Annotated in this window: 13 protein-coding genes; 7 read left to right on the forward strand and 6 right to left on the reverse strand. The window is 39.1% G+C overall.

Annotation, left to right across the window (positions count from 1 at the left end; translation table 11 throughout):
- Positions 1-202: 202 nt before the first annotated feature.
- From GSQ74_RS13655 to GSQ74_RS13685, 7 genes are all read left to right on the forward strand, one after another.
- The gene (locus GSQ74_RS13655; RefSeq protein ID WP_158994174.1) at positions 203-1,051 is read left to right on the forward strand and encodes an RteC domain-containing protein; all 849 of its coding nucleotides are present in this window, start codon (positions 203-205) and stop codon (positions 1,049-1,051) included.
- Between the two features lie 473 nt (positions 1,052-1,524).
- Entirely contained in the window at positions 1,525-2,238 is a 714-nt protein-coding gene (locus GSQ74_RS13660) for a sensor histidine kinase (RefSeq protein WP_254060885.1), read from the forward strand.
- Positions 2,235-2,996, forward strand: a complete 762-nt coding sequence (locus tag GSQ74_RS13665; protein WP_158994178.1) for a LytTR family DNA-binding domain-containing protein — start codon at positions 2,235-2,237, stop codon at positions 2,994-2,996. The genes GSQ74_RS13660 and GSQ74_RS13665 overlap by 4 nt, the downstream gene beginning before the upstream one ends.
- A gap of 189 nt (positions 2,997-3,185) precedes the next feature.
- On the forward strand, positions 3,186-4,577 hold the full coding sequence (locus GSQ74_RS13670) for a TolC family protein (protein WP_158994180.1): 1,392 nt from the start codon (positions 3,186-3,188) through the stop codon (positions 4,575-4,577).
- 7 nt (positions 4,578-4,584) lie between these two features.
- Positions 4,585-5,646: an efflux RND transporter periplasmic adaptor subunit gene (locus GSQ74_RS13675; RefSeq protein ID WP_158994182.1), complete on the forward strand. Its 1,062-nt coding sequence runs from the start codon at positions 4,585-4,587 to the stop codon at positions 5,644-5,646.
- 10 nt (positions 5,647-5,656) lie between these two features.
- Positions 5,657-8,803, forward strand: coding sequence for an efflux RND transporter permease subunit (locus GSQ74_RS13680; protein WP_158994184.1), 3,147 nt, complete (start codon positions 5,657-5,659; stop codon positions 8,801-8,803).
- A complete protein-coding gene (locus GSQ74_RS13685) occupies positions 8,800-9,825 on the forward strand; it encodes a hypothetical protein (RefSeq protein WP_158994186.1) in 1,026 nt (341 codons plus the stop codon). Before GSQ74_RS13680 ends, GSQ74_RS13685 begins: the two co-directional genes overlap by 4 nt.
- A 403-nt stretch (positions 9,826-10,228) precedes the next feature.
- Here GSQ74_RS13685 and GSQ74_RS13690 read toward each other — a convergent pair whose 3' ends face one another.
- The 6 genes from GSQ74_RS13690 to GSQ74_RS13715 form a co-directional block, all read right to left on the reverse strand.
- Positions 10,229-10,843: a YdeI family protein gene (locus GSQ74_RS13690; protein ID WP_158994188.1), complete on the reverse strand. Its 615-nt coding sequence runs from the start codon at positions 10,841-10,843 to the stop codon at positions 10,229-10,231.
- A gap of 18 nt (positions 10,844-10,861) precedes the next feature.
- Positions 10,862-11,269 (reverse strand): VOC family protein, encoded by a 408-nt coding sequence (locus tag GSQ74_RS13695; RefSeq protein WP_158994190.1) that lies wholly within the window; start codon positions 11,267-11,269, stop codon positions 10,862-10,864.
- 104 nt (positions 11,270-11,373) lie between these two features.
- Positions 11,374-11,631: a helix-turn-helix domain-containing protein gene (locus GSQ74_RS22985; protein ID WP_158994192.1), complete on the reverse strand. Its 258-nt coding sequence runs from the start codon at positions 11,629-11,631 to the stop codon at positions 11,374-11,376.
- Positions 11,573-12,259 (reverse strand): hypothetical protein, encoded by a 687-nt coding sequence (locus GSQ74_RS13705; RefSeq protein ID WP_158994194.1) that lies wholly within the window; start codon positions 12,257-12,259, stop codon positions 11,573-11,575. The genes GSQ74_RS22985 and GSQ74_RS13705 overlap by 59 nt, the downstream gene beginning before the upstream one ends.
- 256 nt (positions 12,260-12,515) lie before the next feature.
- Entirely contained in the window at positions 12,516-13,001 is a 486-nt protein-coding gene (locus GSQ74_RS13710) for a VOC family protein (protein ID WP_158994196.1), read from the reverse strand.
- Between the two features lie 40 nt (positions 13,002-13,041).
- Entirely contained in the window at positions 13,042-14,505 is a 1,464-nt protein-coding gene (locus GSQ74_RS13715) for a glycoside hydrolase family 30 beta sandwich domain-containing protein (RefSeq protein WP_158994198.1), read from the reverse strand.
- Positions 14,506-14,512: the final 7 nt, after the last annotated feature.

Below are 14,512 nucleotides of genomic sequence, written 5' to 3' on the forward strand. Positions count from 1 at the left end.
AGATAATCAGCCTGGTTTCCATGAGCTTTTCAAAGTTTCATCGGTTTCTGATTACAAATGAAAATAGTCTTCGCTATATATTAACACCCTAAATATACATTACAAAAATAAAATATCCGGTGAATTAATCATGTGTATGTACTGTGTATGTATAGGTAGTATCGATATAAAAACCATTGATTTACATCAATCAAACAAAATAATGATGAAAAATCACTCAGATTCCATTTTTAAAGAACTTGAAGAAGAATTGTTTCTTTATTTAGAGCTAGGTACAGTTCCTGTTAGACGGTTAGCGGGGGCATTGAGTAGTATTAGAAACGCCCTTAGCAAATTGAAAGATTTTTTAAAGGAACATCCATTTAAGAATCAGCAAGAAGAAATTGAGTTCTTCAAGTATGAAAAGCCTCGGTTTACAAGTGAGCAGATTTTTGCATTGGAAATGTTCAATATAGAAACAAACAAGCCTGTAACAGACAATATTTTAATAAAGGCTTTTTATGAAAAGGAGTTGCAATTTTTAGATCGCTTTTTTACTCAATACAAATTTCTTTACCAATACCACAAATTTGAATTTAAAGAATTAGATGCATTGCTATTTGTAAGAGGGGCGAAGCCATCCGATATAATTTTACCGGAAACAGCGGGATTGGATATTGATTTTTCTACAAGTTGTGACTTGTTATTTGGAAAGTTTATGGCTTATGACCGACTACAGATTTATTTGTTGGAGGAAATCCAAAGTCTTTCAAACCCTTTTAAACCTTCAATCGAAGTTAGAGAGGATTTTATTGACCTCAAATGGACGGGCGAAACAATTAATCTCGCTGAGTTAGGGTATGGAATATGGCTAACCAAGCAAATCAATGACGGTAACGCTACAATTACAGAAATAATTGGATGGTTAGAATATCATTTTCAGATTAAAATAGGTACAGCTTTTCGTCGGTGGCAGTCAATTTCCAGGCGAAAGAGAATTAAACCGACAAAATATTTAGATCAAATGAAGGAAGCTGTATTACGAAGATTAGATGAGGAGAATAGTAGATAGGTAAGAATATACCGTTAGATAGCCTTTAATATACAATTTCAGCCAGAGATATGGAAGGTGTTTTAACGATAGGAAATGGCCCTCTATTTACAAATCACTTATATCGAATATTGTCCATTTCAAACCTTTAATTGTCCGTTTGATTTTATTATCTATAGATTATTTAAAAATTAAAACGAGATTTATATATGTTTAAACTCTATCACATTAAGTGGGGTATCTTCCTATCACTTGTTTTCACGGTAATTGGATTTTTACCAAGGTTAGGACTGCCTGGATTTAATCAGCTTGATCTCATAGAAAGTTATCTTTTTTTTTCCTTTATCAATGTATTCACTTGTTGGTTTATCCATCACTATTTTATTCTTCATTCATTTAAATATATCGGTAATATAACAAAGAGTATAGTCAGTAATATAATTGCTATTTGTATTATATCCTTCTTAGATTATTTCTTAACTCGGTTTAATGCAATGCCATCACTGAGTAATGATAGGAGTCGGGATGTATTATTTGATCTTACTGCTGCTGCTTTTATCAGCGTATTTATCTACATTATCATTCACAATATCCAGATCAATGTAACATTGCAAAAATCAAAATTGGAAAACGAATTGCTTAAACAGGCGCAATTAAGGGCACAGCTCTTGTCGTTACAACAGCAGGTAAGCCCGCATTTTTTATTTAATTCGCTGAGTACGTTGAGAACGATTGCGCCGGACAATGAAACTAAAACCTATGTAATACAGTTAGCCAATGTTTATCGTTACCTGTTGAATTTCAATGAACATCACCTGGCAAGCGTAAAAGATGAACTGGCTTTTATGAAATCATACCTGTATATATTACAGGAGCGGTTTGAAAAAGCATTACAAGTTTCCATCAATGTGCCCGATAACTTTTTAAACTATAGTATTCCGCCACTTTCTTTACAGCTGCTCGTTGAAAATGCTGTCAAACATAATATTTTATCACCCGAACAACCGTTGATTATCAATATTTACACGGATGAAATGCCCTCTATCACGGTTTCAAACAGCTATCAGCCTAAGCCTTCGCTGGAAGAAAGTACCGGTATGGGCCTGCAAAATATAAAAGATCGTTACCAGTTACTAATAGGTAAACAGGTTGAAGTTATTCAAGCAAATAATCTGTTCATTGTTACTTTACCGCTGTTGCTGCCATGAATATACTTATTATAGAGGACGAAAGTAAAACGGCCAAAGAGCTAAAAGGCTTGGTTGAAGCTTTGGGCAACGATATTAAAGTTGTTGATATTTTGCAATCTGTCCGATCGGCTATACAGTGGTTTAAAGAGAATGTAGCACCTGATCTTATTTTTTCGGACATACAATTAGGTGACGGGCTTAGTTTTGATATTTATCGGGATGTGCAAGTCAATGCGCCCGTAATTTTCTGTACGGCATTTGATGAATATGCCATCCGCGCTTTCGAAGCAAATGGCATAGATTACTTACTTAAACCAATAGATGTAGACATGCTTCAACAAAGTCTGGAAAAATACCAGCGGTTTAAGAAGTTGTTTGATGGTCAAAACAGCCCTTATCAACAAAAGCTTACAAAGCTAATCGGGCAAATGGATACTACATATAAACAGTCCATCCTGGTTTATTTTAAAGAAAAGATTATTCCTGTAAAAGTAATTGATATTTGCTTTATCTATGCTGCCCATGGATTAGTTTATCTGTATACGTTAACTGATCAGTTCACAATCCAGCATAATATGGAACAGTTAGAAGCCATGTTAAACCCTCAACAATTCTTTAAGGCAAACCGGCAATTTATTATTAACAGGGAGATTATTAGAAATGTCGAACATTATTTTAATCGCCGCCTGTTTGTTAAAGTAAACTGTGAAACGCCAGAAAAGATCATTGTCAGTAAGCTAAAAGCGAATGACTTCCTTCGATGGATAGAATCCTAAATTCCCTTTACTCCTTTCTTTTCCTATAAATTCCCGATTTATCTAATTTAATTTCCAATCTATTAAGCTCCTGAAATTCATTTTCGTTTCTGTCATTTTCATTTCTCTTTTTGTACCGTTCACTGTGAAATTTCTGATAATCAGTCGGTACAGAACTAATTTCGGGGAATTAAAAAAAATAGAACAGGCATGTTTTCAGGAACAAACGATCATTTTAACCCCTCATATTTTGCTCAAAGAAGGTTGATAATTAAAATATTTTTTTATCTGGCCCTTCTGCTGGTTCCTACTTTAGTACTTGCCCAACAAAATTACAGTCTTAAAGATTGTATTACTTACGGTCTGAAAAATAACCGCAGCAATATTCAATATGCCAACGACCTGAAAATTGCAGATGCCAAAGGTAAGGAAGCCTTGGCTGACTACCTGCCAAGCATCAGTTTAAATGGTTCTTTGGATGATAATTTAAAAGTTCAGGAATCAGTGATCCCGGCTGGTATTGTTGGCCCTAATAGTATTAAGGTCGCCTTTACGGAAAGGTATAACACTAATGTTACCGCTGAGATGGATCAAACGCTTTATGATCAGTCGCTACTGACCGGGCTGAAAGCCAATAAGTACAACAAACAACAGGCACGTCTCAACCAGCAGCAAAACGATGAAAGCATTATTTATAATGTAAGTAATGCCTACTACCAGATATATGTTTACAGGGAGCAGCTTTTATTGCTGAAGGCCGATTTGGAGACCTACCAAAAACAATTGGAAATATCCCGTTTACAGGTGAACAAGGGTACCGTTTTGCAAACCAATATGGATAAAATCAGCGTGAATTATAATAACACGCGCTCCCAGATTTCGGTAGCAGAGAGTAACTTGGCATTATCAGAAAATCAGCTCAAGACGGAAATGGGTTATCCGTTGGATATCCCCTTATCGGTAGATAGCAGCAGCAATGAAACCGTTAATCCAATATCGGTTGTAAAAGATAGTTTAACAGTATTTCAGGTCAGTAACCGTTCAGATTATCAATTGTCCCAGGTGAATTCCAAATTATTAGAAATTGACGAAAAAAGGATAGCCGCTAATGCACTTCCTAAGCTGACCGCTTATGCACGTTATGGTGGCGTTGGCTTTGGTGCTGATCTGTCCCCGGCTTTATCAACATTAGATCCTTTTTCAACTATAGGGATCAAATTAAATATCCCATTGTTCGATTTTTTTAGGAGAAATGCCCAGCACAGTCAGGCAAAATATAAATACCTGAATGCGCTGGAAGACACCAAACTGGATGAAGCTGAATTCAGGATGGAATTTGAAAATGCCCGTACAAAACTGAATAAGGCAACAAGTAACCTGGAAAATGATCAGCGGAATATCGTGTTGGCGCAATCTGTATTTAAAATTACTGACTTGCAATATCAAAAGGGCGTAACTGGTTTGACCGATTGGCTGAATGACCGATATTCACTAAAAGAAGCCCAAAACAACTATCTCGTCTCTCTTTATAATTACTATCTCGCCAGAATTGATCTGGAAAAGGCAAACGGAACACTTAAAAACTTTTATAACAATTTATAAATCCCCAATGAATCGCAAATACGCTATAGGCATTTTAGTAATTCTGGCAGTAATCATCCTGATTGCCTGGAAGCTTACTGTCAACAAAAACAAACTGGATGAAAAGAATGGCCCGATAAAAACCATTGCTGTCAGGATACCCGTTAATGTAGCTGCTGTGAAGGAGCAGTTAATGATGATAAGTATCCTTAAAACCGGCAGCCTTGCCCCATTTAAGGAAGTAAAGGTACTTTCAGTTACCAGTGGCATCGTACGGCAGCTACCTATAGAACTTGGAGATCATGTAAGACAAGGGCAGCAATTGGCCTTAATGGATACACGACTGCTACAAATTGACCTGCAAAAATCGGAGGTAAATCAGGCAAAAATGAAAAACGACCTGCAAACCTATACAGACCTCTTCAACGGAAACGCTGCTACCCAGGAAAAGGTCAATGAGGTAAGGCAGAATTATACTGACCAGGTAAATCAATCTGACCATCTCCGCAAACAAATAGCCGATGGCGCTATCCTGGCGCCTACCAGCGGCATCATATCCGTAAAATCGGTAGAGCAGGGCGCATTCGTCAATGCCGGAGCCGATATACTAACCATTGTTAATTTATCCAAAGCGAAAGTACAGGTAAATCTTGGTGAAGCAGAAGTTTACCAGATAAAAGAGGGTCAACCCGTTAAGATCACTACGGATGTTTATCCGAACAAAATATTTAACGGTAAGGTGAGTTTCATCAGCCCACAGGCAGATGCTGTTCATAACTATCTCGTGGAGATCATCGTTGATAACACCCAGCAATCCATTTTAAGGTCCGGCACATTTGTATATGCTGACTTTTCGAAAACGACGAAACAGCAAATGTTGGTTATTCCCAGGGAATCGCTTACTGCAAGTATAAAAGATGCGTCAGTCTTTGTCGTGGAAAATTCAGTAGTACATCAGCGGGCTATTAAAACAGGCATAGAAACCAATGGAATGATCCAGGTACTCGAAGGCCTGAAACAAGGCGAACAGGTGGTGGTTTCCGGCCAGATCAATCTTAGGGATGGAACCGCAGTAGACATATCTAAATAAACAGACGATAATGAGTATAACAGAAATAGCCGTTAAACGGCCCTTATTGATCATCGTTATATTTATTGTGCTGCTATTATTTGGTGCAGAGAGCTATTTTAAGCTCAATTATAACCTGCTGCCAAAAATAGAGACCAATGTAGTAACTGTAAGTACAATCTATCCGGGCGCTTCCGCTTCAGAAGTTGAATCATCGGTGACAAAAAAGCTGGAAGACGCTTTCGCCTCTGTGGAAGGACTGGATAAGATCAGTTCTACCTCTCAGGAAGGAGTTTCTCAGATCACAATAAATTTAAAAGCAAGTGCGGATGCTGATCAGGCGGAAAGAGATATTCAACGCAAGGCAGACCAAGTACAAAATAATCTGCCAGACAATGCAGATAAACCGGTGGTCAATAAGATCAACCTGGAAGAAACTCCGGTTATTCAAGCGGGTGTTACCTCTAAATTAGCATCCCGAACGCTTTATGATCGCATTGATAAACAGATAAGGCCAGTTTTGCAAAATATAGCAGGCGTTGGCCAGGTAAACATTATCGGCGGAGATAAACGGCAGATCCAGGTGAATATTAATCAAGGTAGATTAAAAGCTTACGGACTCGGAATAACCCAGGTAACACAGACCATTGCCAATGATAATCAGTCTTTTCCGGCGGGCAGTATTGAAACAAAGGATCAGCAGCTTTCTATTTTGTATGACGCAAACGTCAACTCAATAGAACAGCTTAAAAAACTGATCATTCAGCAAAATCCACAGGGAGGAAGCATCTATCTGACCGATATTGCAGAAGTGGTAGACGCGACGGCCAAAACCACCGCTATCAATCATATTAATGGCCTGCCATCAATCGGAATACAGATTATTAAACAAACGGATGCCAATGCGGTGGATGTGAGTAAACGGGTCAAAGCAGAGTTTGTTGAAATTGAACGGCAATACGCGGCAGATCAGCTTAAATTTACCGTATCAACCGATCAAAGCACTTACACGTTATCATCAGCAAATGCGGTGATGGAGGACCTTGGCCTTGCCGTACTTATTGTCGGGATTGTCATGCTTGCCTTTCTGCATAGTTTTCGCAGCGCCATGTTTGTCATGGTCGCTTTGCCTTCTTCCATCATTCCAACATTTATTGTTATGTACCTCCTGGGTTTTTCTTTAAACCTGATGTCGCTTTTGGGCATGTCACTCGTCGTAGGTATTCTGGTTGATGACTCTATCGTAGTGCTCGAAAATATTTACCGGCATCTGGAAATGGGATCGGACCGGATGAAGGCGGCTGTAGATGGCCGTAGCGAGATCGGTTTTACCGCGTTGGCCATAACACTAGTTGATGTGGTTGTATTTCTCCCTTTATCATTTGCAGGCGGAATTATTGGCGCTATCCTAAGAGAATTTTCGTTGGTCGTTGTATTCTCTACGCTCATGAGTTTGTTTGTATCGTTCACCATAACGCCCATGCTGGCGAGTCGGTTTGGAAACATCGCCAAAATGAGCCGTAAAACCTTATGGGGAAAGCTTAACCTGGGATTTGAGCATTTTATAGATGCTTTAAAAGAAGATTACGGTAAACTACTGACGCTGGCACTACGAAAGAAACGATGGCTGCTCTCAGGAGTTATCATCCTTTTATTGGGCTCATTTATGCTCCTGGCTAAAGGATTCATTGGTGGGGCCTTTATCCCTGATGGTGATCAGGGTGAACTGATCATTAAATTGGAGTTGACTCCGGCAGCCTCTATTTATCAGACCAACATGGTTACCCAGCAGGCAGAGAAAATGATAATGGCAAGACATGAGGTTTCCAATGTTTTTTCCAGCATAGGTTTTGTAACCGGCAGTGTTATTGGTTCAACCAATAACAGTAACCTTGCCGAAATCACTGTTTCCCTGGTAGATAAAAGTAAAAGAACGTTTTCTTCGCAGGACTTTGGGCTGGATATGCAGCGGAAACTTAGCGCGGTATTGCCGGGAGTGAAGGTGACTGCGGCTGCAAGCTCAATTTCGGGTCAGAATCAGGCGCCGATCCAGATTGCTGTTAAAGGAATTGATCTTAAAGCTATCAGGACGGTAGCTGAAACATACAAGGGTTTAATTGCAACTGTACCTGGTGCCCAGTTTGTGGAACTCTCGGTAAAAGATCAGAAGCAACAAATAAAAGTAACCCTTAACCGGGATAAAATGACGCTTTTGGGCCTCAATGCCAACCTTGTAGGGGCTGCCTTGCAGAACGCTTTTAGTGGGAATGATAAAAGTAAGTTTAAGCAGGCAGGTAATGAATATGATATCCTGGTCGGGCTGGATAGCTACGACCGTTCAAAGATCAGTGATGTCCGCAATTTATCTTTTACCAACAGTGATGGACAGAGTTTTGTCCTTAGCCAGTTTGCAGATGTACGGGAAGAACTTGGCGAAAGCGTTTTACAGCGCAGTGACCGTTTAGGATCTATTACCATAAATGCTAGTGTGGTCGGAAGACCTGTGGGTTCTGTCGCCAATGACATCAAAGTCAAGTTGGCCAAAGTTAATGTACCGGCAGACGTGTCAGTTGAATATTTAGGTGATGTAAAAAATCAGGCGGATGCCTTTGGCAGCCTTGGATTGGCATTGCTAACCGCTATCATTTTAGTTTACCTGATCATGGTTGCGCTTTATGAAAGTCTTATCTATCCTTTTGTAGTTTTATTTTCCATACCGGTAGCTTTAATTGGCGCGCTGCTGGCACTGGCTTTAAGCATGGAAACACTCAATATCTTTTCCATCATCGGTATGATCATGCTGCTCGGGCTGGTCTCTAAAAACGCTATCCTGATCGTCGATTTCGCTAACCAGCTGAAAGGCGAAGGCAAATCTGTAAAAGAGGTATTGGTAGAGGCGGGGAAGGAACGTCTGCGACCTATCCTGATGACAACTTTAGCTATGATCCTGGGTATGTTACCAATTGCGCTGGCTAACGGTTCCGGTTCGGAGATAAAAAATGGCATGGCCTGGGTAATCATCGGAGGATTGACCAGCTCCATGATTCTTACTCTTTTTGTAGTACCGTCAATGTACTTAATTATAGATAATCTGGCTATGAAATTTCAGAAAAAAGCTGCTGCGGAGCCGGCAAATCATGCAGCATCCTTAACAAAATATAAAAATCAAACTTCATGAAAAAGATCTCATTATTCAGTATTTTATTCCTTCTATCTATCGGAGAACTATTTGCTCAGACGGACAAACAAGCCATGATGAAAAAAATGGCCGATTCCATGAGAATGGTTTACCTTGATGCTGCCGCGATTCAGTACCCGGTTTTACGACAGGCTTTTATTTCAACGGATATTATGGGTGGCGGGGATGTTACCGGCAAGCTCAATGGGAATGACTTATTTAAAGCAAAGCTTCAGCTTAGTCGGATAAAGGCAAACTTCAATCTGCCCATTGCTCAGTGGGGTAAGAATAACCTGACGGCAAGCATGGGCTACTTGCTCCAACATACGGATATATCGCAGGTAACCAGCTATAACCCCCAGATACCGGTAAGTAATTCAGATGTTAACACAACAACCATAACGTTTGCAGCCAGTTTTACCAGGGTGGATTCTTTATTTCACCACCAGGTGATCTATTCCGCAAATATTACAGGGCTAACTAATGAATTATCCACCATAAGAAGAGTTAACGAGATTGCCGGTATAAATGTTCCCTTCAAGCGGACAGCAACCTCCGCTTTTTCGGTGGGCTTGTATTATATTAATGACCCAACCATCCCTACCCACATTATACCTTTTATTACATATTGGCATTTATTCCAAACCGAGAACATCCAGTTGTTAGCCGATTTGCCTTACCGCATTTTATTAAAAAAGCAATTGTCGCCAAAAAGCTGGGTATCGTTTGGATCTGAACTGGCTGGTAGCGAATCATTTTTAGCCCTTAACCAGCCTCCTTTGCCACATAATTCGGTCAGTTCAACACTGGAGCTTAAAACAGGGCCGGCATTTGAATATCTGGTGAATAAAAAGATTATACTGGGTGTTAGCGGCGGCATGTTTTCAACCCTGTCTTCCAAAGTATTTGAACAAGGGAGCAGTCCGTCTGATTATTTTATAAAAGGCAGCAATAATACTGTTCCGTACGTAAACTTTTCTATTTCATTCCTACCGTTCTTAAAAGCGCTCAGTAACAAATAGTGGATGACTATTTAAAACGTAATACTCTGTTCAATGCGGATAATCACTGATTATTAACTTTGAACAGATGGGTGTTTTTTCAAGTGTTCATTGTCTTTTCTTGAATTTGTGTAAATGTAAGAAAAGGAGAGAAGGGTCGGTACTGTATAACTGTGGAACGTTAACTAGCATGATAACAGTGGTTTAAAACATAAAGTTCCAAATTCAAAACACACAAAAAATCATTTTTTGGGCTTTTAATGCATTTTGTTTGCGGGGATAAAGGGAGCCAATTAGAACACTTAACTACGATTCTGGCAATAATCAATGAGATTAAAGGAAATAAAAACAAGAAATGATCAGTCTGGTTCTTGTTTTTATTTCCCAATAGTTTTAAGCGAGGTGGTATTTTATTTAAGGATGTCTATTTTTGGTGTTTCCAAAATCTGCTTTTTCCTTCACCTATCCATTCTAGAGCTTCACTTATTCTTTTTTGTCGTGTTTCGTCGGTTTTGGTGTCGGTGATCCAAACAATATATTCCTTGCGGAACGAATTGGATTTGCTTTCAAAAACTTCCTTTGCTTTGGGATTAGTTATTAATGCGACCAGCAAATAATCGGGCGTTTCTAGTATCTTAGGTTTATCAGATTCTGGCTTATTCCTTTTTATCTTAATGCCTTTTTCGTTTAACTGCATGGCTTCTTTAAGCATAGATATAAATTCATCGTCTGGAGGGAGGTCAGTTATTTTACTTATCTTTCCTAAAAATCTTTGTATAGGCTTCAAATCCTTGTTTATCTTTAGTCGCGGGTTCGTCATCAGTTCGGCCTTCAGGAATGTGAAAGAGCAATGATTTTTATAGGATGCCACTACGCACATATTATCATCTTTATAATCAAAATGAGGTAGGCTCCATTTTATCGTCTCTTCCACATCAGGGCAATTTTTATGAATAAGCAAACGCCAGTGCTCAAGAATGGGTTTTGCAAAGTCTTCCGAGTTAGCTATGTAAGCATCCACAGCTGAATTATAGTTCATGGTGTTTAATTTAACTGTTTAAGATTGTGGGAGCTGACTCATGTCAAGATAAGCCATTTCCCATTTATGCCCATCAAGATCGGCAAAGCTGTGTTGATACATCCAGCCCTGGTCCTGTGCCTGGGCATATATCTTTCCGCCCAGTGATTCAGCTTTACTGATAAATTGTTTCACTTCATCAGCCGATGCTGCGTCAAGCGCAATAAGTACTTCGGTGGAGTGGTGTGCATCGCATACTTCAGTATCAATAAAAGATTTGAAATAGATGTCAGTAAGCAGCATCACAAAGATACTGTCGGTCACAATCATGCAACCGGCCTTCTCATCGGTAAATTGCGGATTAAAAGAAAAGCCTAAATCATGGAAGAACTCCATAGACTTTGCCAAATTCTTCACAGGTAGATTGATAAATACTTTAGTAGCCATATTTTTAAACTGATCGTTTAGGATATATTTAATTTAACGGAACAAAGAAACTTATCCAGACACGAAAGATTTGGTCGAAAACTTGGATAAACAGGTCAATTTAATTACTTGAACCGTTTGCGGAACGCCGAGGGCGAGAAACCAACCTGTTTTTTAAAGAATTTGCCAAAATTGGCAGGGTCTGAAAAATTAAGCTGATAGGCAATTTCGGCTATCTCAAAATCGGTGTATTGGATGAGTGATTTAGCTTCAGTGGCAATACGCCCGGCAATAAATGTGAGGGCATTTTTTCCTGAAACCTGTTTAATAGATTGCGAGAGATAATTTGCGGTAACTGAGATCCTGTACCGTTCGCATATCAATATAATGGTTATTTATTAACTGAATAAACTTACGCAACAGGATTTGTTGGGTTGTGGCCGGGCGAATGTCCTTTTTCTTTTCTAGTAAAAAGTCTTGCAGGTAGTAGAGCAAGCCGAGTAACTTTGTTTTTGCTTCAATATGTTGTGCTTTGGCCGACCTTTCATAAGTGGTAAATACAGCTTCAAAATGTGGCGCTAAATGTTTAAATGTGGCGTGGTCAAACTTAAACAGGTTGGTATGTAATACATCAAATAGGGGGAATTGCTGGTGAAAGTCTGGTTTGAAGAATGAGAAGCACTCCGGTTTAAAATAAATAATATAGCCCTCCAGGGCATTGTTATGGGCAAAACTATACACAAGATCAGGAGAATGAAAGACGAGATAGGAATCAGGATCATGAATGGTCTGATCGCCATAGTTAACTTCGATCTTACCGGAATTGAATAGCAGGGCGAAAAAATAAAATGAACGTTTAAAAGGTGGCCGATATACCTGCAAGTCGTGGTCAAGATGCTTTAACCGCAAACAGTAAAAGTTTGGATTAGTGGTTCGGCCTGGCCATGGAATAGAGGCCAGAAAATCGTTGATTTCTGTGTAATAGGGAAGTGTGATTTTTATTTTCTCCATAAAATAATCTACAAAAAGGATTGATCCTAAAATAGAAAAAGAAAATCTCTTCACCTACTGATCACAAAAGATTCACCATCGTGAACATCTAATATTATCGTATAGTTTTCACCCTTGTTGACGCTGTGGCTAACATATCTATGAAATGGGATAAGGAGATTTAGAGCATGATAATATCTTCTGTTCATGTTATGAAACAAGAAAACCCGACTAATGTCAGGTCTTGTTGGATTTACGAAGAGGCCCTGTTATTTCATTATTTGCTTTGTGATATCGCATAAACCCTACCATCAGGCGCGCGGAAAAACTGATATTTATAATTTGGACCCGCTGACTGTACATCACCCAAGAGTTCATCGCCAGCATTTTTTAGTTCTTTTATAGCAGCTTGTATATCATCAACAGCAAAGCCAACCGCAAAACCATTAGTCCCATTTTTCCAGGGTCTTGCGGGCGAACCCGGGCCATACAATTCAAAAAGGCTGCCGTTTGGAAATGCAAACACCGAAAAATTAGGTTGATCAACAACTGCGTGCATGTGAAATATATTTTTTGCCTGATGATACATTGCTTTGTATTGCTGGTCATTTAATTCTACGGCACTCCACTGCAACCGTGAGGTATTAAACATAACAGAATCTGCATGTTTCTTCGCACTTGTCACTATGTTGGTTTGTGCTTTGAGTAAAAACGGGATAAGAATTATAGTAAAAACGATGAATGAGATTTTTTTTCTGTTCATTGGTTTATTTTTATTGTTGAAGTATTTGCTGTTTAGAAATTTAATCAATTACCAATGTTGCAATGGAATGAGCAATACTTGTTGTTTTAGCAGCCTTTCCTTTTATCCATAAAAAGTAATCAATGTTTTTATCGGTTGGGTTCATTACTACCACAGCAATTTTACCGTCAGGGTTTTGATAAGCAGTGGTTAAAAGGTTATTCCTGCTGGCAGAACTCACAATCCGTTTTGCGCCGGGGCGGATGAACTTTGAGAAGTGTCCCAGGTAATAATAAGCATTAGTGTAAATTAATTCGCCTGTTTTGCTATCCATGTGTATTGGCGCCATACAAAAATTTCCAACATGGTTTGGTCCTCCTTTATCGTCAAGCAGGATGTTCCAGTCTGTCCAGGCAACGGTGCCTATGTTAAAATCGTTGATCATTGACTGACCATATTTTTCACCAAAGTCCCAATCCGTATAAAATTTAGGATCAAAATTTTCAGCACACCCTTCTGTTAGCATCAGTGGTTTGTTCGGGAATGATTGTGCAACTAAGCGTTCATTTTCAAAATCCATGCTGCCGCTTATAAGGTCTTCATACCAATGATAGGCTACACCCCAAACATATTTGGCTGCTTGTGGATCTTCCAGAACAGTACTTACCCGCTGGTACATCAAATCACGGTTATGATCCCATATCAGTATTTTTTTGCTTGCTAAGCCCGATTTTTGCATGGCAGGCCCTAAAAAGTTTTTGATAAAGTCGCGTTCCTGTTCGGCGGTGTATATACATGATTCCCAAGACTGCTTAGCCATTTCTTCGTTTTGAACCGTAATACCCCAAATAGGAATACCCTCCTTTTCATAAGCTTTTATAAACTTTCCGTATAAATTGGCCCAGCTTTGGTAGGCTTCGGGTTTGAGCGAACCACCATGCAATGCATTATTATTGGTCTTCATCCATGCAGGCGGACTCCAAGGAGACGCAAACAGTGTTAATTTTCCACCAGTAGCAGCCAAAACATCTTTAATAAAAGGTATGCGATATTTTTTATCGTGGCTGATATCAAATGTTTTCAAGGCTAAATCACCTTCTTTTACATAGCTATACGTATCACTGCTGAAATCGCAGCTTTGGATGTTGGTGCGGCCGAGCGTATAGCCAATACCATTCTCCTTATTGTAATAAGCGGTAAGCAATTCCTTTTGCTTTTCTTTTGATAGTTTAGCATAGACTTCGGCAGAAGCATCCGTTAATGCCCCGCCAATTCCTAACATAGTTTGGAAAGTTTTAGACGGATCAACAAATATCGATACTTCGTTTTGAAGCGGTTGTGGCTTATCAGTAAAATGAAGTGTTTCGGTCTGTGTTAATTTATTGTTTGTATTTTTAGCTGTTACATAAACTGTTATTGTCTTGTTGTCAGTCGAATACGCAGCTTTTTGTGCATTCGCAAACATTGCCGTTAACAAAGTAATTGCTATAAAAGCCCATCGCAGCGTATTGAATTTTCTTTTCATAATTAAG

The organism is Mucilaginibacter sp. L196, from assembly GCF_009765905.1.
Classification (GTDB): Bacteria; Bacteroidota; Bacteroidia; order Sphingobacteriales; family Sphingobacteriaceae; genus Mucilaginibacter.

Bases quoted from the DNA above. Each gene is read 5' to 3' on its own strand.
- GSQ74_RS13680 (WP_158994184.1), top strand. From the start codon at position 5,657: ATGAGTATAACAGAAATAGCCGTTAAACGGCCCTTATTGATCATCGTT.
- GSQ74_RS13685 (WP_158994186.1), top strand. From the start codon at position 8,800: ATGAAAAAGATCTCATTATTCAGTATTTTATTCCTTCTATCTATCGGA.
- GSQ74_RS13660 (WP_254060885.1), top strand. From the start codon at position 1,525: ATGCCATCACTGAGTAATGATAGGAGTCGGGATGTATTATTTGATCTT.
- GSQ74_RS13695 (WP_158994190.1), bottom strand. From the start codon at position 11,269: ATGGCTACTAAAGTATTTATCAATCTACCTGTGAAGAATTTGGCAAAG.
- GSQ74_RS13665 (WP_158994178.1), top strand. From the start codon at position 2,235: ATGAATATACTTATTATAGAGGACGAAAGTAAAACGGCCAAAGAGCTA.
- GSQ74_RS13710 (WP_158994196.1), bottom strand. From the start codon at position 13,001: ATGAACAGAAAAAAAATCTCATTCATCGTTTTTACTATAATTCTTATC.
- GSQ74_RS13670 (WP_158994180.1), top strand. From the start codon at position 3,186: ATGTTTTCAGGAACAAACGATCATTTTAACCCCTCATATTTTGCTCAA.
- GSQ74_RS13690 (WP_158994188.1), bottom strand. From the start codon at position 10,843: ATGAACTATAATTCAGCTGTGGATGCTTACATAGCTAACTCGGAAGAC.
- GSQ74_RS13715 (WP_158994198.1), bottom strand. From the start codon at position 14,505: ATGAAAAGAAAATTCAATACGCTGCGATGGGCTTTTATAGCAATTACT.
- GSQ74_RS13655 (WP_158994174.1), top strand. From the start codon at position 203: ATGATGAAAAATCACTCAGATTCCATTTTTAAAGAACTTGAAGAAGAA.
- GSQ74_RS13705 (WP_158994194.1), bottom strand. From the start codon at position 12,259: ATGGAGAAAATAAAAATCACACTTCCCTATTACACAGAAATCAACGAT.
- GSQ74_RS13675 (WP_158994182.1), top strand. From the start codon at position 4,585: ATGAATCGCAAATACGCTATAGGCATTTTAGTAATTCTGGCAGTAATC.